This is a genomic window from Comamonas squillarum (assembly GCF_025309455.1).
Taxonomy (GTDB): domain Bacteria; phylum Pseudomonadota; class Gammaproteobacteria; order Burkholderiales; family Burkholderiaceae_C; genus Comamonas; species Comamonas squillarum.
The window spans coordinates 4,163,833-4,186,766 of record NZ_CP104377.1 but is presented as its reverse complement, the minus strand read 5'-3'; the positions used below and the strand labels follow the sequence as shown (position 1 = coordinate 4,186,766).

Sequence of the window (22,934 nt, the reverse complement as noted above, 5' to 3'; positions counted from 1 at the left end):
ATGAGCACTGTGAAAAAAACAGGTATTTAACCCACCAGACCTTCGCCCTCTACTTAGAATTCAAGGCTTGGCCCATGATTTTCACCAGGACATCCCCATGCAATGCAGCAGCTTTATCGCCACCAGCCTGGACGGTTTTATCGCCAAAACCGATGGCAGCCTGGACTGGCTCAATGCCGCCAATGCCACCGTGCCTGAAGGGGAAGACTGCGGCTATGCGCAGTACATGGCCGGTGTCGATGTGATCCTGATGGGGCGCAAAACCTTTGAGACGGTGCTGTCGTTTGGCGCCTGGCCGTATGACAAGCCGGTCTATGTGCTCTCCCGCCAGTGGAACGCCCTGCCCGCTGGCGCGCCCGCCACCGCCCAGCTGTGGAAGGGCAGCCTGCCCGCCCTCAGCGCCCATCTGGCCGCCAGCGGCGTGCGCGCCGCCTATGTCGATGGCGGACAGCTGATCCAGTCCTTTATCAATGCGCAGCTGCTCGACGCGATCACGATCACCCGCATCCCCGTGCTGCTGGGCAGCGGGCTGCCGCTGTTCGGCCCGCTGGCGGATGGCTGCAGCACCGTGGCTGCCCAGCATCTGCAGACGCGCAGCTATGACTTTGGCTTTGTGCAGAGCGATTACCGGCTGCACTATGCGGCAGCCGGTCAGTCACAGGACGAGACGCAAGCGGAAATCTAAGCCGGCACCGCCCGCCGCACAAACCGCCCAGCCCGCGCAGGCAAAGCACCCGCCTCTTCCGTGTAGCTGAGCACGCCATTGACCCAGACGGCTTCCACGCCCACACTGCGCTGCTTGGGGTTTTCAAAGGTGGCCTGGTCCTGGATGCGCGCAGGGTCAAACACGACCACATCGGCGGCCTTGCCGGCGGCCAGCAGGCCGCGGTCGGCCATGCGAAAGCGCTGGGCCGACATGCCCGTCATCTTGTGCACCGCCTGGGAGAGGCTCAGCACACCCTTGTCGCGCCAGTACATGGCCAGCACGCGGGGGAAGGCGCCCCAAAGCCGGGGGTGGGGGCGCTCGTCGTTGGGCAGGCCGTCCGAGCCGATCATGGCCAGCGGGTGGCGGATGACCCGCTCCACATCGTCTTCGCGCATCTGGAAATAGCAGGCATTGCCGGGCTTGAGGCGCACGCAGGCCTCGTACTCGCCGATGCCCCAATCGGCCGCAATATCGCGCAGGTAGCGACCGCCCACCTCGGGGTGGGGCTCGCTGCGGGTGATCAGGATATCGATGACGCCATCGACCAGGTCCTCGCGCAGCACCGTCGACCCTGCGGTGTACGGATAGACGTCCATAGCCAGCTCTTGCTGCTGGGCCAGTTTGTCGACCAGCGGCAAGGTTTGCAGGGTGCGGCCCCAGTTGGCCGAGCCCGCGCATTTGTGGTGCGACAGCACCAGCGGCAGGCCCGATTGCTGGGCGGTGCCAGCCGCTTCCAGCATGGCCTCCAGAATGCCTTCGAGCTCGTCGCGGATATGCGTGGCATAGACGCCGCCATGCCGGGCTGCCACGGTGGCCACGGCCACCAGCTCCTGCATGTCGGCGGCGTAGGCCTCGCGGTAGAAGATGCCGCTGGACAGGCCCAGCGCGCCGGCCTGCATGGCCTCGTGCATGTCCTGGGCCATCGCTTCGCGCTCGGTGGCATTGGCCGGGCGGCTCAGATCGGCCATGTGCTTGATGCGCAGCGAGGTGTGGCCCAGGAGCGCCGCAATATTGATCGAGGGCTGCGCCGCATCGACGGCGGCTGCGTAGTCCCGCATGCTGCCAAAGCGGAACTGCTGGTCGCCCAGCAGCGACAACGGCGCGGGCGGGTGCGCCGTGACCACCGGCGCCAGCGAGATGCCGCAGTTGCCGGCGATCACCGTGGTCACCCCTTGCGAGAGCTTGGGCAGCATGGCCGGGCTGTTCAGCGCAGCGGCATCGTCATGGGTGTGTACATCGATAAAGCCCGGGGCGATCACCTTGGCCGTGCAATCGATCTGCAGCGGGTCCTGCGCCTTCCAGCCATCCAACGCGGCCTGCTGGGCGGCATCCACCGCGCCATCGCGGGCAAACACGCCAACGATGCGCCCGCCCTGCAGCCAGACATCCCCGACAAACTCCGACAGGCCGGTGCCATCCACCACCGTGCCATTGCTCAACCACACTCTGCGTTCCATTGTTGTATCTCCAGGCGCTGCTGCCGGCTGCCATCAGCCGGCGGTTTTGCCTTGTTGCTGGCTGGGGGCTGCTGCATCCGGCACGGGGCCCCCTTTGCGCTGCTGCGCGGGCTGCTGAAAGCCCATGTATTCATAACTGTCAAAGCCATGGGTCTCCAGCAGCCGCTTGTACTGCTGCATGCCGGTGACCACGCGTGGCCCCAGAATCTGCGCCAGGCGCACCATCATGATTTCGATCACCACCAGGTGCGCCAGGTAGGCCTCGGTGCCCACGCGCATCACCGCGTCCTGGGGCACGGTCACCGCCAGCACATGGTCGGCCATCTCGGCCAGCGGCGTGTCCGGCTGGGTCAGCGCCACGACGGTGGCGCCCTGCTGCTTGGCAAACTGCGCCGCCTCCAAGGTGTAGGGCATGCGCCCCACATGCGAGATCACAAAGGCCACGCCGTTTTTGCCCAGGGTCGAGGCCGACACCAGCTGCTGGTGCGCATCAAAGATGGCGTTGGACGTGAGGCCCAGGCGGAACAAGCGGCTTTGCAGCTCCTGCGCCATAAAGGACGAAGCCGCCCCGACCGAATAGCAATCGATGCGCGAGGCCTTGGCCATCTTGCTGGCCACCTCGTCGATCAGCGCTGCATCCAGGCGCTGGCCCAGGTTGGCAATCGCGCCGGCTGCCGCATGCACGATCTTGCTGACCACCTCGGCGGTGGAGTCGTCCTGCTGCACGCTGCGGTGCAGGTGCGAGCCCGACACCGCCAAGGTCTGCGCCAGCGCCACCATGAACTCGCGCACCGAGGCATAGCCAAAGCGGCGGCACATGCGCACGATCGTCGGCATGGACACATTCGCCTGCAGCGCCAGCTGCTCGACGGTGGCCAGCACCGCAGCGCCGGGGTCGCGCAGGATCACATCGATCACCTGGCGCTGGGCCAGCGGCAGCGCGGCCTGCTGCTGCTGCAGCACCTGCAGGCTCAGCGCTGTTTTCAGGCTGGCCATTTCAGAACCTTGTCTCGATCGCATCGACCAGGTTCCAGGCATCGTCCACCACCGGGATCCAACGCCACTTGTCAAACGTGGTGCAAGGGTGGGAGATGCCCAGCGCAATGCGGTCACCGACGGCCGGCGCGCCCTGCGCCGGGTCAAAGCGCAGATAGGCATGCTGGTCGTTCAGGGCCGAGATGGTCCAGCCGGCAGGGGCGGTCTGCGCCTCTTGGCTGCCGCGCGGCGCATGGCGCTGCACGGAGGGCATCTCCAGGTCGTAGGAGATATCGCGGCGGCCGCAGGTGAGCAAGGCCAGGCCCGGCTCAGGCACAGACTGCACCATGGCCCAGACCTCGAGCGCGGCCTGCAGCGATGTATCCACGCCTTCGCGCTGTTCGACGAGCTTGAGCAGGCGCCGGTAGTTGCCATGGTCATGCGTGATGTAGCAGCCCGAGCGCAGCACGCCGGTAAAAGCACGCGACAAGCCCGCGCCCTGCAGCAGCGGCACCACCAGGTCAAAAATGGCCGAGCCGCCGGCACTCAGAATCGGCGCCTCCTCAGGCAGCAGGCCCTGGGCATCGCAAGCCTTGGCAATCTCGACCACGCGGCGCACCAGCTCGGCCACGGCGGGGATGTCATGCGCGCTGTCGCACTGGGTCAGGCCCCCTTCATAGCATTCGATGCCGCCCAGCTGGGCACTGCTGCTGGCATGGATGGCCTGGGCCAGCGCCAGCGCGTCTTCCTGGCTGCGCACACCGGTGCGCTGGCCAGGAATGCCGACCTCGATCAGCACATCAAAGCGGCGGGCGCTGTTGCGTGCGCGGCTCCAGTCCTCGATGCAGCGCAGCTGGCTGATCGAGTCGACCAGGAACCAGACGCGCAGATCGGCATGCAGGCTCAGCAACGCGTCCAGCCCATCCAGATCAGCAGGCGCCACCACCTGGTTGGCAATGATGGCGCGGCGTGCACCGGCTTCCACGCCGACCGCCAGCTGAAAGATGGTCGCAAAGGTCAGGCCCCAGGCGCCGCCCTTCAGCTGCAGATCAAACAGCTGGGGCGACATGGTGGTCTTGCCGTGCGGCGCAAACTGGATCTGGCGGCGCGCTGCATAGTCCTGCATCCAGCGGGCGTTGTGGGCCAGCGCCGACTGGCGGATGACGGCCAGCGGGTACGGCAGGTCATCGCGCAGCACATTCCAGCCGCGTGCGGCCAGGTTGGAGGCCTGGGTGGGGGCAGCGGCCAGCGGGTAGCTCTTGCTGCGCGCGTCAATCAAAAAATCGGGTTGCATGGTTCACTCTCTCAATCTTGGACTTTCCAGCAGGCCTGCAGATGGCCATCGGCCACGGGGCGCAGCTGCATGTCAGCCTGGGCGCAGCGCGCCTCGGCCTGCGGGCAACGGGTACGAAAGACGCAACCACTGGGCGGGCTCTTGGGGCTGGGCAGGTCTCCCGTCAAGAGCGGGATCGTGCGCCGCTGGGCCGGGTCCGGAATCGGCGCGGCTGCCAGCAAGGCCTGGGTGTAGGGGTGGCGCGGCCGGGCATACAAGGCCTCGGTCGGTGCCACCTCCACCACGCGGCCCAGATACAGGACCACCACGCGATCGCAGAGGTATTCCACCACATCCAAATCGTGCGAGATGAACAGCAAGGTCAAACCAAGGCGGTCTTTGAGGTCGCCCAGCAAATTGACCACCTGCGCCTGGATGGATACGTCGAGCGCCGACAGCGGCTCATCGGCCACGATAAAGCGCGGCTGCACTGCCAGCGCCCGGGCAATGCCGATGCGCTGGCGCTGCCCACCCGAGAACTCATGCGGAAAGCGCTCGGCATGCTCAGGGCGCAGACCCACCTGGTCCAGCAGCTCGGCAATGCGCGGCTGGCGGGCTGCGCCCGGTGCCAGCCCGTGGGTGGACAGCGCCTCGCCCAGCACGTCGCGGATGCGCATGCGCGGGTTCAGGCTCGCATACGGGTCCTGAAAGATGATCTGGATATCGGCGCGCAGCGGCCGCATCGCGCTCGCGCCCAGGTGCGCCAAGTCCACGGTCTCGCCGCCCTGCTTGCGAAAATGCAGCTGGCCGCCCGTCGGCTCGATCAAGCGCGTCAGCAGCCGGCCGATGGTGCTTTTGCCCGAGCCGGACTCGCCCACCAGGCCCAGGGTCTCGCCCGGGAAGATGTCAAAGGAAACATCCTGCACCGCGCGCACCGGGTGGGCGCCGCTGCCAAACTGCTTGCTCAAATGCTGGATGCGCACCAGCGGCTCGGCCGCTGCGGTGGCCGCTGCGGTGGCTGCTGCGGCGGCCAGCGCGGCCGGGCGGTCCAGGGTGTCGGACATGCTCATGCGGCTTCTCCTGCGCGAATGCAGCGCACCTGGCGCTCGCTGGGCTGGGCATCGTTGCCGGTGCGCCATGTCTCCAGGCCGGGCATGGCCTGCTCGCAGGCGTTCAGGCGCTTGCTGCAGCGCGGCGCAAAGGCGCAGCCGGGTGGCGGGCTCAAGGGGCTGGAGACCTGGCCGGGGATGGCATCCAGGCGGCGCCGGCCCACAAAGGCGGGTTTGCCACCGGCGCGCAGCGCGGCGGCCTCGGCCAGCTCGCGCTGGCGCGCCATGCCGGGCAGGCAGCCCAGCAGGCCCTGGGTGTAGGGGTGCTGGGGTGCGGCAAACAGCGCATGCACACTGGCGGTTTCCACAATGCGGCCGGCATACATCACGGCAATCGCATCGGCGTACTGCGCCACCACGCCCAGGTTGTGGGTCACAAACAGAATGCTCATGCCCGTCTCCTTTTGCAGCCGGCCCATCAAGGCCAGGATCTGCGCCTGGATGGTCACATCCAATGCGGTGGTGGGCTCATCGGCTATCAGCAGGCTCGGGTCGCAGGCCATGGCCAGCGCAATCATCACCCGCTGGCGCATGCCGCCAGACAGCTGGTGCGGGTACTCATGCACGCGCTGGGCGGCTGCTGGTATTTCCACCAGCTCCAGCATGCGCTGGGCATGGGCCAAGGCTGCGGCCTTGCCCAGGCCCTTGTGCAGGCGCACCGATTCGGCAATCTGCTCGCCCACGGTCAGCACCGGGTTCAGGCTGGTCATCGGCTCCTGGAACACCATCGCCAGCTCATTGCCGCGCAACGCACGCAAAGCCTTGGCGTCGAGCGAGAGCAGATCGACGGTGCGGCCATCGCGCTGCACAAACCGGGCCTGGCCCTGCACCTGGGCCTGCGAGGTCTTGGCATGCAGGCCCATCAGCGACAGGCTGGTGACCGACTTGCCCGAGCCCGACTCGCCCACCAGGGCCAGGGTCTGGCCCGGCAGAATCTGAAAGCTCACATCGGAGACGCTCTGGATGCGCCCGCCTTCGGTGGCGAACGAGGTGGACAGCGAGCGCACATCCAGGCGAGGCGCGGCCATGTCGGCAGCCGCTGCAGGGGTGGCGGTGTTCATCATGATTTGTTCTTCAGCTTGGGGTCGAGCAGATCGCGCACACCGTCGCCCAGCAGTTGCAGCGACAGCGCCGTCAGCACAATGGCCACGCCCGGGGTCAAGATGGTCCAGAACGCCTTGTCGGCATACTCCAGGCTGCCGGCAATCATCGTGCCCCAGGTGGGGATATCGGGCGGCACGCCCACACCAAGAAAGGACAGGCCCGCCTCGGCCAGGATGGCATAGGCAAAGATAAAGGTGACCTGCACCAGCACTGGCGAGAGCAGGTTGGGCAGGATATGGCGCCACAGAATCAGCGGCGTGCGCACGCCCAGCGCCTTGGCGGCATCGACAAACAGCAGCTCGCGCAGCACCAGGGTGGAGGCGCGCACCACACGGGCCACGCGCGGCGTGTAGACAATGGTCAGCGCCAGAATCACATTCCACAGCGAAGCCCCCAGGATCGACACCAGCGCAATGCCCAGCAGGATGTCGGGGAAGGCCATCATCGCGTCCACCAGGCGCATCAGCGGCGCATCGAGCCGGCGAAAGTAACCGGCCAGCATGCCCAGCAAGGTGCCCAGCACCACGGCGCCCAGCGCGGTGAAAAAGCCGATCATCAGCGAGTAGCGTGCGCCGTAGATGATGCGCGCCATCACGTCGCGCCCCAGCTCATCGTTGCCGGCCCAGTGCGCCCAGGAAGGCGCATGCAGACGCATGCTGATGTTCATGCCATTGGGGTCGGAGTCGGTCAGCAGCGGGTAGAGCAAGGCGGTCGCTGCAATCAACAGCAGCACCACGGCGCTCGCCAGAACCACCTTGCGCGCAAACAGCCGGCGCAGGGTTTTGAACCAGGGGGACTGGCCCCAGCCGCCGCGCGCGGGCAGCGGCAATGCTGTTGGGGCGGCGTTCATCATTGGCCCTCCAGACGAATGCGGGGATCGACCACCGTGTAGAGCAGGTCGATCGCGAGGTTGATGAAAACGTAGATGGCGGCAATGACGAGCAAGGTGCCCTGGATGACGGGATAGTCGCGCCGCAGCACGGCCCGCACCACCAGGTTGCCCACGCCGGGCAGGTTGAACACGGTCTCGGTCACGACGGTGCCGCCAATCATCAAGGCCAGGGTCAGGCCCAGCACGGTGACGACGGGCACCAGCGCATTGCGCAGCACATGCTTGACGAGCACCACCGACTCGCCCAGGCCCTTGGCCCGGGCCGTGCGCACATAGTCCTCGCCCAGAATGTCGAGCACCGAGGCGCGCGTGAAGCGGATGATCAGCGCCGAGTTGAGCACGCCCAGCACCAAGGCGGGCAGCAGCAGATGCTGCAGGCGGTCGCCAAAGCTCGCGTCCGGATCGCCATAGCCCGAAGCCGGAAACCAGCCCAGGTGCACGGCAAACACCTGGATCAGGATCAGACCAAACCAGAAGCTGGGAATGCTGGCGCCCAGCATCGCAATGGTGCTGAGCACCTGGTCGATCCAGCTGCCGCGCCACACGGCCGCTGCCATGCCGCAGGGCACGCCGATCAAGGCGGCAATCGACACGGCGAACAGCGCCAGAAACATGGTGGGCTCAGCGCGCTCCAGCAGCGCATGGGTGACCGGCATCTGCAAGAACAGCGACTGGCCCAGGTTGCCTTGCAGCACCTGGCCAATCCACAGCACAAACTGGGTGGCCAAGGGCTTGTCCAGCCCGTACTGCACGCGCGCGGCAGCAATATCGGCGGCAGTGGCCTGGTCACCCAGCAGCAGCGCCACCGGATCGCCCGAGGCCAGGCGCGTGAGCAGGAACACCAGCACGGCCACCAGGGCGAGCACCACCACTGCGCCGCCCAGGCGCTTGACTAAAAAATGCAGCATGGCTGAACTCGAGAAACGCTGGGGCTTACTGGCTCAGCGAGGTGTTCCAGAAGAAGGGCCAGGGCATGGGCTGGTAGCCCTGCAGCTTGGACGAACGCGCCGACAGGGCATTGAACTTGCCCACTTCGACAAAAGGCACCTCGTCATAGACGAGCGCCTGCACCTGGCCCCAGAGCGGGCCGCGCTTGGCCACATCGGGCTCGCCATTGAAGGCGGCAAGCGCGGCCTTCTTGGTCTCGGTCTCCCACCAGCCGGGGGCGCCGCTGCCCATCTGCGGTGGCGACAGCATCGGCTCAGGGAACAGGCCCGAGTGGGTCATATAGACATCCCAGAGCTTGGCATCGTTGCGGCGCTGCACCAGCGTGGCCCAGTCCACCACCTGCAGCTCGGTCTTGAAGCCGGCGCGCTTGAGGTGCTCGGCCATCACCAGCGCCATGTTGTAGTGGAACTCATACTGGCGGCTGGCCATGATGCGGATGGGCTCGGACTTGTAGCCGGCCTTGGCCGCCTGGTCCTTGGCCAGCTGCGGGTTCTTCTGGTTGTAGAGCTTGGCGCCGGCATCCGAGTAGTACGGCGTGCCCTTGGCAAAGAAGTTGGGCTCGGCAGCAAAAAAGCGCTTGTCGCCAAAGCCGGCCTGCAGCATCTCGGCCGGGCCCATGGCCGTCTGCACCGCCTGGCGCAGTTCCTTCTTGGCCAGCACGCCTTCCTTGGTGTTGAAGACGATATAGGGGAAGCCAAAGTTCTGCGTGACGATCGGCACGACATGGGGCGCGGCCTTTTCCAGGCGGCCTACCGATTCGACCTGCAGCAGATCGGCGTACTGGAACTGGCCCGAGAGCACGCCCTCGACCCGCGTCGTCGCATTGGGCACCGGCACAAAGCGCAGCTCATCGAGCTGGGCCTCGCGCTTGCCGGCATAGCCACTGGCGGGCTCGCTGCGCGCGGCATACTGGTCAAAACGTGCCAGCACGGTGAACTGGTCGGGCTTGCGCTCCTTGAGCTGGTAGGGGCCGGTGCCGATGAAATCCTTGAGCACCGGTGCCACCACCTCCTTGGGCATGATGCCGGCCATGCCGCTGGGCATCGCCAGGTGGGCCAGCAGCGGTGCATACACCGCCTTGAGCTTGATCTCCACCGTCTGCGGGTTCTTGGCGCTCATGCTGGCAATCTCCTGGCCCACGGCCTTGCCGCGTGCCGACACGTCCATCCAGCGCTGCAGCGAGGCGACCACGTCATCGGCCACCATCTCCTTGCCGTTGTGGAACTTGACGCCCTTGCGCAGGCTGATGGTGTAGGTCAGGCCATCGGCAGAGATGACCGGCATGGCCTGGGCCAGCATCGGCTGGATGCGCCACTGCGCATCAAAGGTGAAGAGCGGCTCGTAGACATGCTGCATGATGGTGCCCACCAGGTCGGTGGAGCTGACCATCGGGTCCAGGCTCTGGGGCTCACCAATCATGGCCAGGTTGGCCGCCCCGCCCTTATGAGCAGCCTGGGCCCAGGCACTGCCCGCTGGCAGGCCTACGCAACCGGCAGCCAACAGGGCTGCGGCAAGCAGTTGGCGACGGGAGGTGCGGACACGCAAGGCAAGGGCGTTCATGGGGCAGGCTTTCATCGAAGAGGTGAAGAAATTTTTTTACACCACAACCGCTAAAAACTGCCTTCAAATCGTCTTATTGACAGATTTATGGGTTGTTGATGTAATATCTTTACACACAGGAGCCCACCCCCATGACAGTAATTACCCTAGGCCAACCCCCTCTCGCATCGGACCGTCTGGCCCGTCCGCTCTCGCCCGCCGTGCGCGCTGGCGACTTTGTTTTTGTCTCGGGCACCGTGCCCACCGATGACCAGGGCCAGGTAGTGCCCGGCGGCATCGAGGCGCAGACGCGCGCCGTGTTCAAGCGCCTGGAAGAGGCCTTGGCCCTGGGCGGCTGCACCCTGGCCGATGTTGCCAAGGTCAATGTCTGGCTGGATGACCCACGTGATTTCGGCAGCTTCAACCGCGTCTACATGGAGTGCTTTGGTGAGCACCGCCCGGCCCGCTCGACCGTGGAATCGCGCCTGATGATCGACGCCAAGGTCGAGATCGATGTGACGGCCTACAAGCCGCTGTAAACCATAGTCGCTCGGCGCAACGGGCGCGTGCAACAGGCGCGCGCAGCAGGCGCGACAGTTGCCCGCTGCAGGCGCTTCTACAATGGCCCGCGCAGACTTGGTCTGCGCTTTTTTCGCCCTTCTCACCGCCATGCCCAAGCCTCCGATCTTTTCCGCCCGCGCGCCGTCAGACCCGCGCCCCCGCATGCTCGCCATCGACTGGGGCACCACCTCGCTCAGGGGCGTGCGCATCGATGCGCAGGGCCAGATCAGCGAGCGGCGCGCCCTGCCCCAAGGCATCTTGCAAGTGGCGCCCGGCGGCTTTGCCGATGCGTTTGCACAGCACTTTGGCGACTGGCTGGCCGAAGGGCCCCAGCTGTGCCTGCTGTCGGGCATGGTGGGCAGCCGCCAGGGCTGGCAGGAAGCGCCTTACTGCCCCTGCCCGGCCGATTTTTCTGCGCTCTGCCAGCAGCTGCTCTGGCTCGATCTTCCCCAGGGCGTGCCCACGGCCATCGTGCCGGGCATGAGCAGCCTGGCGCAGAGCCAGGTCGATGCCGTCCATGGCGTGCCCGATGTGATGCGTGGCGAAGAAATCCAGGTGATTGGCGCGCTGCGGCTGATGGACAGCCGCGACGGCCTGCTGGTGCTGCCGGGCACGCACAGCAAATGGGTGCAGGCGCAAAACAGCACCATCACCGGCTTCAAGACCTTCATGACCGGCGAGCTGTTTGCACTGCTGGCCCAGCACTCCATCCTGGGCAAGACCTTGGACAGCAGCGCCGCGCTGGACGAGGCTGCCTTCATACAAGGGCTGGAGCGGGCGCAGAGCCCCGACAGCCTGAGCCACCTGCTGTTTGGCACGCGTGCGCTGTCGCTGTTTGGCGCGCTCGACCCGGCCCAGTCGGCCAGCTACCTGTCTGGCCTGCTGATTGGCCAGGAGCTGCGCGCGATGCCGACGGCAGCGGGCAGCCGCGTCGCCGTCATCGGCTCCAGCACCCTGGTGCAGCGCTACAGCCTGGCACTGCGCCATGCAGGCGGCGAGCCCATTGCCTTTGGCGACGAAGCCACCTGGGCCGGCCACCAGGCCATTTACGAACACCTGACCCAAGGCTGAACACGCCATCCAATCCGCGCCACCCCCTGCCCTCTTCGTACCGCCCTCCATCCAGAACACCGCCATGAACCTGCTCCAACAATTCCAGGCCCTGCAGGCCAAGCTGCCGCTGATCGCCATCCTGCGTGGCCTCACCCCCAGCGAGGCCGTGCCCGTGGGTGCTGCCTTGCAATCGGCCGGTTTTGGCCTGTGGGAAGTACCGCTGAACTCGCCCGAGCCACTGGAGAGCATTGCCGCGATGCGCGAGGCCTACCCGCATGTGCTGGTGGGCGCGGGCACGGTGCTGATGCCCCAGCAGGTGCGCGATGTGCATGCCGCCGGCGGCCAGCTGATCATCTCGCCCAACTGCAACCCGGCCGTGATCGATGAGGCCGTCAAGCTCGGCCTCATCAGCCTGCCCGGCGTCTTCACCCCCACCGAGGCATTCATGGCGCTGGAGCATGGCGCCCATGGCCTCAAGATCTTCCCAGCGGAGCTGGCCTCGCCCGCCGTCATCAAGGCCCTGCTGGCCGTGCTGCCCAAGGGCAGCAACATCTACCCCGTGGGCGGCATTGCCCCCGACAACATGGCCCCCTGGCTGCAAGCGGGCGCAGCCGGCTTTGGCATTGGCTCGGCACTGTTCAAGCCCGGCAAGACGGCGGCGCAGGTGCGTGTGGATGCACTGGCGTTTGCGGAGAACTTTCAGGCGGCAAAAGCGGGCTGACCAAGACATCGCCACGCCGTAAAAAAAGGCCTGCCCCCGTCTTGGGAGCAGGCCTTTTGCTTGGGGCCAAAGCCTGGTGCTTATTGCATCTGCTGCAGGTTGCCGATGCGCACCAGCATCTCGGTAAACATCTGCATATCGGCCTGCAGGTCCGGCACTTCCTTGTACTCCAGCGCGTTGTGCGCGGTGTACTTCTTGCCCGGCATCGCGGGGCCAAAGTTGATGGCATTGGGCATCAGCTTGGCGGTGGTGCTGCCGGCAGTCGGCACGGGCTTGGCATCGAGGCCCGTGGTGTCGCCAAAGATGTTCAGCAAGGTCGAGAGCCAGGCGCCCTTGGGGTCGCGGGCCATCCAGTTGCCTTGGCTGTAGTCGATCTTGACGGGCACCTTGGCGGCAGCGCTCCAGTTGGCTATGCCCTTTTCCACCTCGGCCTTGAGCTGCTCGGGCGATTTGCCGCGCGGCATGCGGGCATTGGCGGTCACTTCCAGCTGGCCATTGCCGGGCTTGATCAGGTTGGGCGAGATGGTCAGCGGGCCCATGAAGTCATCGGCGTAGGCGACGTTCAGGCCCTTGCCAAAGTAGTCCATGCCAAACACGCCATTGATGTAGCGCACCGCTTCGCTGTACTGGTTCTGTTGCACCAGCGGCTGGCCCTGGGCGGGCATCAGCGCCGATTGCAGCAGCAGGGCCAGGCGCGGCACGGGGTTCACGCCTTCTTCAGGGCGCGAGCCGTGGGCAGAGGTGCCGGTTACCTTGATATCGATCTTGTTGGCGCTGGTCACCAGGTCCACGCTGAATTGGCCAAACTGCTGGTTGCTGGCCACAAAGCCATCCTTGGCGGCCTGCAGTTTTTCGGCCACGGCGGCCAGCGCAGCGGCATTGCCGGCCTCGATGGTGGCAGTGGCCGTCTGGGCAATGGCGTTGGCCGATGCGGCACCCGCCATCGCGGTGATCGCCGGTTGCTGCGGGTCGGTCTTCATATCAGCAAAGCTGGCCTTGATGGCGCCCGTGCCTTTTTCGGCCACCACGGCCGGGTACTTGCTGTCGAGCACGATGTTGTAGTCGGGCAGCTTGGTCTTGTCGCGGTAGTACTTCATCGCGTCGCCACCGGTCTCTTCGGTGGTCTCGATCATCAGGCGAATGCTGCGCTGCAGCGGCAGCTTGGATTGCTTGACGGCCTTCATCGCATACAGCACCGTGGCGATCGAGCCCTTGTCGTCGATGGTGCCGCGACCGTAGAGCTTGTCGCCCACGCGGGTGACCTTGAAGGGGTCGAGCTGCTGGCCATCCACCACCCATTCGGCGGGCACCACCGGCACCACATCCGCATGGGTCAGAATGCCGAACTCTTCTGCGCTCGTGCCCGGCAAGGTCACTTCAAAAATGCGGTTGTCCACATTGCGGTACTGCAGGCCAAAGTCCTGGGCCATCTTTTCCACCATGCGGCCAAAGTCGATGATGGCGGGGCTCTCATGCGGCGGCACCTTGGGGTCGCGCACCGTTGGCAGCGCCACCATCTGGCCGATGCTGCTGAGCACCTGGTGCTCTTGCGTCAGACGGGTATAGAGGCCCAGCAGGCGGGCCACATTGGCCAGGTCATCGCCTTGCAGCGCCTGGCCTTGCGTGTAGCGCTGCACGGCAGGCGCCAGGCGGGCATCCTGCTTGGCGGCGTTCTGCAAAAAATGCGCAAAGGTCGCAGGCGTCTTCACGGCCTCGGCGGCAATCGCATCGAGCGCCGGCTTTTGCAGCAGCTGGGCCTGGGCGCTGGCTGCCGCCAGGGCAATACCCAGGGCGATGGCGGTGTGGCGGAATACGGTCTTCATGGCAAACCTCGGTGTCATATTTTTGGAAAGACAAAAGAATAGCCGTTTTCCGCCTCGTCCAGCGCCAGATAACTTCGCCAGCGCCACACAGGACATGCCGAACCTGCCCGCTTGGTATCGGATGCAGACAGCGTGTGGGCATACCTGCTGTCAAACGCTGTGCTGCGCCTGGATCAGGCGTACTTCTTGGCCCCCGCCACGCAGACCACCGCCACCAGGGTCACCACCAGCATCGACCCGCTGACCTGCTCATGCAGCAACACTGCAGCCAGTGCCAAGCCCATAAAGGGCTGCAGCAACTGCAGCTGGCCGACGGCAGCAATGCCGCCTTGTGCCAACCCCCGGTACCAAAACACAAAACCGATGAGCTGGCTAAAAACCGCCACATAGACAAAGCTGAGCCAGGTGGCGTTGCTGACATGCGCCAAGGTCGCAGGGGCCAGCCACAGCGCCAACGGCAGCATCAGCGGCAGCGCCAGTACCAATGCCCAGCTGATGACCTGCCAGCCACCCAGCTTGCGCGACAGGCGCGCGCCCTCGGCGTAGCCCATGCCGCAGACCAGCACGGCGGCCAGCATCAGCACATCGCCGCTCAGCGAGCCTTGCCCGCCGCCCAGGGCGGCATAGCCCGCCACCACGGCAGCCCCCGCCAACGAGAAGACCCAGAACAGCCCCTGGGGCCGCTCACCTCCGCGCAACACCGCAAACAGGGCGGTGGACAGCGGCAGCAAGCCAATAAAGACAATGGAATAGGCCGAAGTCATGCGCTGCAGCGCCAAGGCCGTCAGCAGCGGAAAACCCACCACCACGCCCAAGGCCGCCACCGCGAGCGACGGCACATCGGCCGCGGCAGGCCGGCGCGCACGCTGGGCCAGCAAAAAGGCACCCCCCAGCAGCGCCGCCACTACAGCACGGGCACAGGTCAGAAAACTGGGGTTCAAATCTGCCACCGCCACCCGCGTGGCCGGCAGCGAACCGGCAAAAATCGCCACCCCCACCAGGCCATTGTGCCACCCGCCCGTACTTTTCTCCATGCCAGACTCCTTGATCGAGCCCGCAGTACAGCATGCCGCCTGCCCTCTGCACCAGACACAGTGCAGTACAGTTCAAAGAAACTGTTATCAATAAAAGACCATACAGTGGGCAGCCAAGCGGGCCGCAGATCCTGCAGTTAGCGGCCTTGTGTCCCGGCAGTAGCTTGCCTCAAGGCCCGGTCCAGCACCGCAAACACCCGCTCATCGGCGCACTGCGACACGTTGAAGCGCAAAAAGTCGCCCGCCGACTGCGACTGGCTGAATGAGTTGCCGGGCGCCAGCACCACCCCTTCTTGCAGACAAGCCCGCGCCACCGCTGCCGCATCGGCGCCTTGCGGCAGGCGGCACCACAAAAACATGCCGGCCTGCGGCACCAAGGCGGGCTCCACCCGCAGCTTGCGCAGCCGCTGGGCCACTTTGTCCATGTTCTTGGCCAGGCGCTGGCGCACCAGGTCCATGTGCTTGCGGTAGCCGCTGTCGGTCAGGGTTTTCAGGATGATGTCCTGCGCCAGCCGCCCGGCGCCAAAGGTGGTGGCCAGCTTCAGGTCGACCAGGCCCTCGATCCAGTCGGGGCGGGCCGCCAGGTAGCCGCAGCGCACGGAGGCCGAGACGGTCTTGGAAAAGCTGCCGATCTGGATCACACGCGCCAGCCCGTCAAACGCGGCCAGCCGGGGCGCATGCTGGTTCTCGAAGTCGGCAAAGATATCGTCCTCCACAATCACCAGGTCCGAGCCCTCCACCAGCTTGAGCAGCCGGTGCGCCACCAGCGGCGACAGCGCGGCACCCGTGGGGTTGTGGATGCCGGCATTGGTGATGTAGAGCCGGGGCTGGTGCGCTTGCAGGGCCTTCTCAAACTGCTGCACATCGGGGCCCTGCGGCGTGTAGCGCACGCCCACGGCCTGCACCTGGTGTGCCTTGAGCAGCGCATGGAAGTTGAAATAGCAGGGGTCATCGACCAGCACCGTGTCGCCGGGCTTGAGCAAGAAGCGGCACACCAGGTCAATGGCCTGGGTGCCCGACTCGGTCAGCATCACCTGCTCGGGCGATACCTCAATGCCAGTGGCCGCCATGCGCCTGGCCAGCAACTGGCGCAGTCCCGGGCTGCCCAGCGGCGTGGCGTATTCCGTCAACCCATCCAGCGGCCCGCGCGCCTGCGCGCGCAAAGCTCGACGAATGCCCTCTTCAAACATCCACTCTGGCGGCAGCCAGCCACAGCCCGGGCGCAGCGTGGCGTGGTCGCTCTCCAGCGACTGGCGCGACACCCAGAGCGGATCGACGACCCGGTCCAGCTTGGGCCCCAGCTTCAGCAGCGCCAGCGGTGCCACCGGCCCGTTGACATAAAAACCCGCCCCCGGCCGCGCCACCACCAGGCCCTCTGCGGCCAGCCTTTCATAGGCCTCCACCACCGTCGAGACCGACATACCCAGCAACCCCGCCTGCTGCCGCACCGATGGCAGCCGCGTGCCCGGTAAATAGCTGCGCGATGCCATGCCGGCACGCACATGGGCCATCACCTGCTGAATAAGGGTACCGTTGCGCGCCATCATCAGCTCCACTGTTCTGCTAAAAACTCCATAACGGTGGAGCTTAATTGTTATTGGATGCGGATGCCAGCCATGGGCTATCTGAAGCCCCTCCGCACCCGCACCGTGCGCGCCTGGCTGCCCCGCACAGCAGGCCTGTGCATAATTCCGCGATGACCACCATTCGCCCCTCCCGCCCCAAAGATGGCCCACGCGCCGTCGAGATCTGGCGCCAGGCCGTGGACGCCACCCACCACTTTCTGCTGCCAGAAGACCGCGCGGCCCTTGATGCGCTGGTCAGCAGCTTCCTGCCCCAGGCGCCGCTCTGGCTGGCCGTTGATGCGCAGGACCACCCACTCGCCTTCATGCTTATCGACAACGGCCACATGAAAGCCCTGTTTGTCGACCCCGCCGCCCGAGGCCAAGGCCTGGGCGCCGCACTGGTGCGCCATGGACTGTCACTGCATGCGCAGATGAGCACCGATGTCAACGAGCAGAATGCGCAGGCGGTCGGCTTTTACGAAAAGATGGGATTTCGGCGCACCGGGCGTTCGGAGGTGGATGGGCAGGGGCGACCTTATCCGCTGATCCATTTGACGTACGGCGGTGCTGGATAACACAGGCAAGCCCCAGCGTAGCGCGCATCGTTAGGGCGCTTCGCTGGACATAATCTGCGCCAACGCCGGATGCCCCGGCAGCACCTCCAGCAAATAGTCCACAAAGCTCCGCACCTTGGCAGGCACATACTGCCGGTCGCGGAAGCAGGCAAAAAAGTCCAGGGTCACATCCTGCAGTAACAGCGGGCCCGGTGCTGCTTTGCGGCCCTTGCGCGCGGGCTGCAGCACCAAGGGCACCAACCGTCCCTCCTGCACATGGCGCTGGGTGATAAAGCTGCCGGCCCAGACGATACCGCCACCAGCAACCGCCAGCTCCACCAGCGCATCGATATCGGTGCCAATGGCGGCAACACGCAGACCAGGGTCGACCCGCCGGCCATCGCGCACAAAGGGCCAGCGCATAAAGCGCCCGTCCCGCTCGCGGCGGTACAGCAAGCAGGCATGCTGCAGCAGATCCTCGGCCACCTGCGGGCGGCCATGCTTTTCCAGGTATGCAGGCGAGGCATACAAAAAGCGCGGCATGGCTGCGAGTGGCCGCACGGACATGCCGGGCTCCAGCACATCGCGGTAGCGGATGCTTACGTCCACATCCTCCTTGAGCACATCGACATCGCGGTCGGTTACGAGCAATTCCAGCTCCAGCTGCGGGTGGCGCGCCTGAAAAGCCGGCAGCAAGGGTGCCAGCACATGGCGGCCAAAGGCAGCCATGCAGGCCACCCGCAGCCGCCCCTGCACAACCCCATGCACCAGCGACACATCGGCCTGCGCCCGCGCCAGTGCATCCAGCACCGGCGCCACCCGGGCCAGGTAGCGCTCGCCCGCTTCGGTCAACGCCATCGAGCGCGTGGTGCGCGTGAGCAAGCGCGTGCCCAGCTCGCGCTCCAAGCGCGCAATGTTCTGGCTGGCCGCAGCCGGAGAAATACCCAGCTGGCGTGCAGCCGAGGCGATGGAGCCCCCTTCCAGGGCTTTGACAAAGATATCGATAGCGCGCAGATTCGTCATGAATGTGAATGTATCCCCAAACCCATTCGTAAATCTGGATTACGAGTTCTGCAAGCCGGCGCCCTCTACCGCAGCGGCTGCCGCATGCGTACAGTGCCCCCTAAGGCAGCGGGCCAAGGGGCCCGGCCACGATGGATTTGGAGCCAGCTATGCAAAATGTGATTGAGGCAGTGACGCCCAAGGGCGATGTGGTTTTTCGGGCAGCGGATGGAAGCTATATCGTCGCCCAGCAGATCGATGCCAAGCCTTTGAAGCAGGCGCAGATCCTGGAGGGCGCACTGGAGACCATCGGCATCGAGACTGCGACGGATGTGGCTACGGGGCTGCGCTACCAGTTCTTCATCGCCGGCTATGGGCTGTCGCGCGAAGGGGCGTTTGGGGCGCCGGAGTGAGCAGAGCATTCCAGGCATCCCGGGGAACGTACCCACGCTGCCCTTTTCCTCAGGCGTGTTGAAACCTCATGCCACCCTTTACGTCCTTGACGCCCAATGACCGATTGAAGGATGGAAAGGGTGGATTGATTCCCGTTGCGGTCCTAGGTCGAAGATGCCGTGGAGCTCGTCATTCGCCTACTGCTGCAGGCGGTTTACAGCGCCATCTTGAAAACTATCATTCGTCGCCTGCCGGCGCCAACTTCTCCCGCAATGTAGCCAAAATCTCCTCCGACAGCCCCGGATTGCCCGCCGCCGTAGCGCGGGCCAGCACCAGAGCCCCCACCATGCTGCTGAGCGCCCCGATGGTCTGGGCGCGCTTGGCAGGCCCATCGCCCGGCACGACTTCCATAAAGCGCTGGATATTGCGCTCCACCCCCAGCGCAAATACCTCGGACATCTCCGGCCCGGCGCGGGCCGCATCGGTGGCCAAGGCGGCGGCGGGACAGCCTTCGCCCGGATGGTCGCGGTGGTTGGCCGACAGATAGCCATGCACCAAGGCGCGCAGCCGGGCGGGCGGCGCATCATCGGCAGCAGCGGCATCCAGGCCTTCGAGCGGCGTGATGGTCCAGTCAAAGGCGCGCAGGCAGGCCTCTCTGGCGAGGGCATCCTTGGACGCAAAGTGGCGGTAGAGCCCGCCATGCGTCAGGCCCGCATCACGCGTGATCTCGGCCACGCCCACGCCCTCCAGGCCCTTTTCACGGTAGAGGCGCGCAGCGGCATCCACGATGCCTTCGCGGTTTTCGGCGGCTTGTGCTTTGCTGACTTTCATTCGTTAGATGATACCCATCATCAAAACTCATTTATGATGACGCCCATCATCAATAAAGCTGGGCGCTCGTTGTACCGCAATGGCGCCCATCCGCGAAAGCTGCCATATGGATCGTCGTGTCGTCATCACCGGGCTGGGCCTGGTGTCACCGCTGGGTTGCCATGTAGAGCTGGCCTGGCAGCGCTTGCTGGCGGGCCAGTCGGGCGTCCGTGCGCTGGCCGCCGAGGTCGGTGAAGGCACCGGCGTCACGGTCGCTGGCCGCGTCCCCAGCTTGCAAGAAGACCCACAAGCCGGCTGGAGCGCCGAGGCCATCATTGCCGCCAAAGAGCTGCGCCGCATGGACCGCTTTATCGCCTTTGCGCTGGGCGCCGCAGACCAGGCGCTGGCGCATGCGCAGTGGACCCAAGCCAGCGCCGAGCAGCAAGAGCGTGCAGCCACCATCATCGGCTCCGGCGTGGGCGGCTTTAGCACCATTACCGACGCGGTACGCACCACCGATGGCAAGGGGCCGCAGCGCCTCTCGCCCTTTACCGTACCGGCCTTTCTGGCCAACCTGGCCGCCGGGCAGGTCTCCATCCGCCACCAGCTCAAGGGCCCGCTGGGCGCGCCGGTCACCGCCTGCGCCGCCAGCATCCAGGCGATTGGCGATGCGGCACGCTTGATCCGCAACAATGAGGCCGACATGGCGCTGTGCGGTGGCAGCGAAGCCACGATTGACCGCGTGGCGCTGGGCAGCTTTGCAGCAGCCAAGGCCGTCGCCACCGGCGGCGAGGACCATCCCGGCCAGGTGTCCCGGCCTTTTGACATGGCGCGCGAGGGCTTTGTGATGGCCGAAGGCGCAGGCCTTCTGGTGCTTGAGGCTTTGGACCATGCGCTGGCGCGCGGCGCCACACCGCTGGCTGAAGTTGTGGGCTATGGCACCTCGGCCGATGCCTACCATGTCACCTCCGGCCCCGAGGACGGATCGGGCGCCGCCCGCTCCATGCGCGCCGCCTTGCGCCAGGCGCAACTCCAGCCCGGCGATATCCAGCACCTCAATGCCCATGCCACCTCTACCCCGGTCGGCGATCGCGGCGAGCTCGCTGCCATCCGCCAGGTGTTTGGCGCCGGCACGGGCCCCTCCATCACCGCCACCAAGTCAGCCCTGGGGCATATGCTGGGCGCCGCCGGCGGGGCTGCTGCGATCTTTACCGTCTTGGCTTTGCGCGACCAGATGGCGCCGCCTGTGCTCAATCTGGACAACCCGGACCCTTTAGCCGACGGTCTGGATCTGATTCGCGGCAGTGCGCGGGCGCATGCGATCGAGCATGCGATGCTCAACGGGTTTGGGTTTGGGGGGGTGAATGCTTCGTTGGTGTTGAAGCGGTATGGGGGCTGATCGGCACTTCAGCCATGTCAAGCAGCCACCCACCGGGTCGTTTGCTCAAATTTCATAGGCATAGCTACACCGAAGCTCAGCCGCTTTCAGCGCGGCTTGAAAGGGCTCCGGAGCCTCTTGGATTGTGGCCACAAAGCTGGCCTTGAGTTTGCCGCCCCCCATGCTGCCCTTGTACTTGATGCTCTTGGGTTGGGCCTGAAGCTGCAGCCGGTTGGCCCCCGACAGAGCCACATCCAACTTGAAGATGCCACGGCGAAAATCCGTGCGCTCAGTGGCCTCTGCCTGCGGCGACGCCAAGCCCAGGGTTTGCGCACCGTAGGAAAGCTGCAGATCGATATCCACGATGGAGGCGGGAATAGCGCCCACCAGGCTTACCGCCTGCCCGGCACGGCTGCCAGTGCAATTCAGTTGCGCAGTATTGGCACCGGCGATGGCCTGGCCGGTGAGAGCGAATGGCAACACCAGGGCGCAGAGCGGCAAGAATTTTTTCATCGGTTTTCCTTCAGCAGCAGGACAGGGGTTGCGCAGCATGGGCTGCATCAGATCGGCGGCATCGATAGGACCATCTGGGCCCGGTTCATGGCGGTGTCCCCCACCTGGTCATAGATTGTCGTCGGCCTATGTTCATGGATGCAACTGGCGTCCAGCCAGCCGATAACGGCACCATGCGCGCTGTTGGATTCGTTTGCTGGTAGCCTCCCATGCCAGGCAGAATCTCTGCCAGCCCCACCACGGCCATCTTGCCATTTCAAAAAAGTGAACCCTCTATGACCAGCCCGCTGTACACCGCCTCCATTCCCGTCATGCAGCAGATGTTGCATGCCCTGTCAGAGGTGCTCAAGAAGGCCGAAGACCATGCGGCGCAACGCAACATCGATCCCAACGCGCTGCTGCAGGCACGGCTGTTTCCCGACATGTTTCCGCTGGTTCGCCAGGTGCAGATCGCCTCGGACTTTTCCAAGGGCATCGCCTCCCGCCTGGCCGGTGCCGAAGTGCCATCCTGGCCCGACACAGAGACCAGCTTCGCTGACCTGCAAGCCTTGATCGCCAAGGCGCTGGCCCATCTCGAATCCTTCCCAGCCGCGCAGTTTGATCTGAGCGAAAGCCGCGACATCGTATTGCGCCCCGGCACGCCCAAGGAAAAGAAGCTGACCGCCAGTGCCTATCTGCTGCACTATGGTCTGCCGCAGTTCTTCTTCCATGTGACCACCGCCTATGCCATCCTGCGCCACAACGGTGTGGAGGTTGGCAAGCGCGACTATATGGGCACCTATTAACAGGGGGGGGGGGGCGCCATCCGCTCATGGCGATCAGCGCCTCAATGACTACCCATTTTTCACTTGGCGATTCGGAAGAACGCGTGCAGCGTGTGGAGCGTTGACCGCTCGGAACATCGTAATAGCTCAGTGGGGCCTCTGCGCCGCAAGCAGAAATACCTTGGTGGAGCTTGCCAATTGGTCACTTCAAGCGACAATCTACGAACTGTGTAGCTGACTATTCCCGCGCAAACGCAGCATACGAATGGCTCGCCGAACCTCATCAGGTACCTGGTGATAGATTCGCTGAGTCTTCCGGTCCGGGGCATATCTAGCAAACTCGGAATGAATACGCTCAAGCGCAGCCAGAAGCTGATCTCGAATTTCCCTGCTATCCCAACCTGTTTCCATGATTTCATGTGCGATGCGGGTCAAGCCCGAGGCCGCATCGGTATCACCTCGGGAGTCCTCCGAAGCCAGATACTGCAAATAGGCCGGCAAATAGAAAACACGTGCCTTGGGGCCCATATCGGCTAGCGCTTCAGCGCATTGGATGGAATGCGTCCGGAACATCGCTGAAACCTCGGCGATGCTCTTCCCCAAGAACATCTGGGCGGCGAAACGCTCATCCAGCGAATCATGGATGTTGATTTCTTCTAGGGTAGGAAGGCACATGGCTGCCAAGTCTATCAATCTTGCATCCTGACTGATTGGAGCCTCGCCCCGAGAGAACCGCAGTCCCATTCTTGGGAATCGATGC

Annotated in this window: 23 protein-coding genes; 8 read left to right on the top strand and 15 right to left on the bottom strand. The window is 65.1% G+C overall.

Annotated elements, in window-relative coordinates:
- The first annotated feature begins 97 nt into the window (after window positions 1-97).
- A complete protein-coding gene (locus tag N4T19_RS19115; RefSeq protein WP_243419376.1) occupies window positions 98-685 on the top strand; it encodes a dihydrofolate reductase family protein in 588 nt (195 codons plus the stop codon).
- Here the strand turns inward: N4T19_RS19115 and N4T19_RS19110 are convergent.
- Genes N4T19_RS19110 through N4T19_RS19075 form a run of 8 tightly spaced genes read right to left on the bottom strand, consistent with a single transcriptional unit; the run spans window position 682 to window position 10,024 of the window.
- A complete protein-coding gene (locus N4T19_RS19110) occupies window positions 682-2,163 on the bottom strand; it encodes an N-acyl-D-amino-acid deacylase family protein (RefSeq protein WP_116926682.1) in 1,482 nt (493 codons plus the stop codon). The genes N4T19_RS19115 and N4T19_RS19110 overlap by 4 nt on opposite strands.
- Window positions 2,164-2,196: 33 nt before the next feature.
- A complete protein-coding gene (locus N4T19_RS19105) occupies window positions 2,197-3,159 on the bottom strand; it encodes a MurR/RpiR family transcriptional regulator (RefSeq protein WP_116926683.1) in 963 nt (320 codons plus the stop codon).
- Between the two features lies 1 nt (window position 3,160).
- Window positions 3,161-4,432: an amino acid deaminase gene (locus N4T19_RS19100; RefSeq protein WP_116926684.1), complete on the bottom strand. Its 1,272-nt coding sequence runs from the start codon at window positions 4,430-4,432 to the stop codon at window positions 3,161-3,163.
- Between the two features lie 11 nt (window positions 4,433-4,443).
- The gene (locus N4T19_RS19095) at window positions 4,444-5,475 is read right to left on the bottom strand and encodes an ABC transporter ATP-binding protein (RefSeq protein WP_260720322.1); all 1,032 of its coding nucleotides are present in this window, start codon (window positions 5,473-5,475) and stop codon (window positions 4,444-4,446) included.
- Between the two features lie 2 nt (window positions 5,476-5,477).
- The gene (locus N4T19_RS19090) at window positions 5,478-6,581 is read right to left on the bottom strand and encodes an ABC transporter ATP-binding protein (RefSeq protein WP_260720321.1); all 1,104 of its coding nucleotides are present in this window, start codon (window positions 6,579-6,581) and stop codon (window positions 5,478-5,480) included.
- A complete protein-coding gene (locus N4T19_RS19085; protein ID WP_116926687.1) occupies window positions 6,581-7,474 on the bottom strand; it encodes an ABC transporter permease in 894 nt (297 codons plus the stop codon). The genes N4T19_RS19090 and N4T19_RS19085 overlap by 1 nt, the downstream gene beginning before the upstream one ends.
- Window positions 7,474-8,424: an ABC transporter permease gene (locus N4T19_RS19080; RefSeq protein ID WP_116926688.1), complete on the bottom strand. Its 951-nt coding sequence runs from the start codon at window positions 8,422-8,424 to the stop codon at window positions 7,474-7,476. The genes N4T19_RS19085 and N4T19_RS19080 overlap by 1 nt, the downstream gene beginning before the upstream one ends.
- A 25-nt stretch (window positions 8,425-8,449) precedes the next feature.
- Window positions 8,450-10,024: an ABC transporter substrate-binding protein gene (locus N4T19_RS19075; RefSeq protein WP_232539513.1), complete on the bottom strand. Its 1,575-nt coding sequence runs from the start codon at window positions 10,022-10,024 to the stop codon at window positions 8,450-8,452.
- A gap of 131 nt (window positions 10,025-10,155) precedes the next feature.
- Between N4T19_RS19075 and N4T19_RS19070 the strand changes: the two genes are divergently transcribed.
- From N4T19_RS19070 to N4T19_RS19060, 3 genes are all read left to right on the top strand, one after another.
- Window positions 10,156-10,542 (top strand): RidA family protein, encoded by a 387-nt coding sequence (locus tag N4T19_RS19070; RefSeq protein ID WP_259170352.1) that lies wholly within the window; start codon window positions 10,156-10,158, stop codon window positions 10,540-10,542.
- Window positions 10,543-10,672: 130 nt separating this feature from the next.
- Entirely contained in the window at window positions 10,673-11,635 is a 963-nt protein-coding gene (locus N4T19_RS19065) for a 2-dehydro-3-deoxygalactonokinase (RefSeq protein WP_260718780.1), read from the top strand.
- A 64-nt stretch (window positions 11,636-11,699) separates the two neighbouring features.
- The gene (locus N4T19_RS19060; protein ID WP_182344847.1) at window positions 11,700-12,338 is read left to right on the top strand and encodes a 2-dehydro-3-deoxy-6-phosphogalactonate aldolase; all 639 of its coding nucleotides are present in this window, start codon (window positions 11,700-11,702) and stop codon (window positions 12,336-12,338) included.
- Window positions 12,339-12,418: 80 nt separating this feature from the next.
- Here N4T19_RS19060 and N4T19_RS19055 read toward each other — a convergent pair whose 3' ends face one another.
- The 3 genes from N4T19_RS19055 to N4T19_RS19045 all read right to left on the bottom strand — a co-directional run bounded on the left by N4T19_RS19055 (window position 12,419) and on the right by N4T19_RS19045 (window position 16,739).
- Window positions 12,419-14,161 (bottom strand): dipeptidase, encoded by a 1,743-nt coding sequence (locus tag N4T19_RS19055; RefSeq protein ID WP_182344846.1) that lies wholly within the window; start codon window positions 14,159-14,161, stop codon window positions 12,419-12,421.
- Window positions 14,162-14,334: 173 nt separating this feature from the next.
- On the bottom strand, window positions 14,335-15,195 hold the full coding sequence (locus N4T19_RS19050) for a DMT family transporter (protein ID WP_260718779.1): 861 nt from the start codon (window positions 15,193-15,195) through the stop codon (window positions 14,335-14,337).
- A gap of 137 nt (window positions 15,196-15,332) precedes the next feature.
- Window positions 15,333-16,739, bottom strand: a complete 1,407-nt coding sequence (locus N4T19_RS19045; RefSeq protein WP_260718778.1) for an aminotransferase-like domain-containing protein — start codon at window positions 16,737-16,739, stop codon at window positions 15,333-15,335.
- Window positions 16,740-16,891: 152 nt separating this feature from the next.
- On the opposite strand from N4T19_RS19045, the gene N4T19_RS19040 reads away from it, so the two are divergent.
- On the top strand, window positions 16,892-17,335 hold the full coding sequence (locus tag N4T19_RS19040; RefSeq protein WP_182344843.1) for an acetyltransferase: 444 nt from the start codon (window positions 16,892-16,894) through the stop codon (window positions 17,333-17,335).
- A gap of 30 nt (window positions 17,336-17,365) precedes the next feature.
- Here the strand turns inward: N4T19_RS19040 and N4T19_RS19035 are convergent, their stop codons facing one another.
- Window positions 17,366-18,337, bottom strand: coding sequence for a LysR family transcriptional regulator (locus N4T19_RS19035; protein ID WP_182344842.1), 972 nt, complete (start codon window positions 18,335-18,337; stop codon window positions 17,366-17,368).
- 149 nt (window positions 18,338-18,486) lie between these two features.
- On the opposite strand from N4T19_RS19035, the gene N4T19_RS19030 reads away from it, so the two are divergent.
- Window positions 18,487-18,729, top strand: a complete 243-nt coding sequence (locus N4T19_RS19030) for a hypothetical protein (RefSeq protein ID WP_182344841.1) — start codon at window positions 18,487-18,489, stop codon at window positions 18,727-18,729.
- A 217-nt stretch (window positions 18,730-18,946) separates the two neighbouring features.
- Here the strand turns inward: N4T19_RS19030 and N4T19_RS19025 are convergent, their stop codons facing one another.
- Complete coding sequence (locus tag N4T19_RS19025; RefSeq protein ID WP_182344840.1) at window positions 18,947-19,540, bottom strand: TetR/AcrR family transcriptional regulator; 594 nt, start codon at window positions 19,538-19,540, stop codon at window positions 18,947-18,949.
- A gap of 106 nt (window positions 19,541-19,646) precedes the next feature.
- Here N4T19_RS19025 and N4T19_RS19020 point away from each other — a divergent pair, with 106 nt between their 5' ends.
- Window positions 19,647-20,918, top strand: coding sequence for a beta-ketoacyl-[acyl-carrier-protein] synthase II (locus N4T19_RS19020; RefSeq protein ID WP_260718777.1), 1,272 nt, complete (start codon window positions 19,647-19,649; stop codon window positions 20,916-20,918).
- 45 nt (window positions 20,919-20,963) lie between these two features.
- On the opposite strand, the gene N4T19_RS19015 is transcribed toward N4T19_RS19020, so the two are convergent.
- Window positions 20,964-21,449: a hypothetical protein gene (locus N4T19_RS19015; protein ID WP_182344838.1), complete on the bottom strand. Its 486-nt coding sequence runs from the start codon at window positions 21,447-21,449 to the stop codon at window positions 20,964-20,966.
- Window positions 21,450-21,685: 236 nt separating this feature from the next.
- Here N4T19_RS19015 and N4T19_RS19010 point away from each other — a divergent pair, with 236 nt between their 5' ends.
- The gene (locus tag N4T19_RS19010) at window positions 21,686-22,195 is read left to right on the top strand and encodes a DUF1993 domain-containing protein (RefSeq protein ID WP_116926701.1); all 510 of its coding nucleotides are present in this window, start codon (window positions 21,686-21,688) and stop codon (window positions 22,193-22,195) included.
- Between the two features lie 198 nt (window positions 22,196-22,393).
- On the opposite strand, the gene N4T19_RS19005 is transcribed toward N4T19_RS19010, so the two are convergent.
- On the bottom strand, window positions 22,394-22,849 hold the full coding sequence (locus tag N4T19_RS19005) for a hypothetical protein (protein ID WP_133248171.1): 456 nt from the start codon (window positions 22,847-22,849) through the stop codon (window positions 22,394-22,396).
- Window positions 22,850-22,934: the final 85 nt, after the last annotated feature.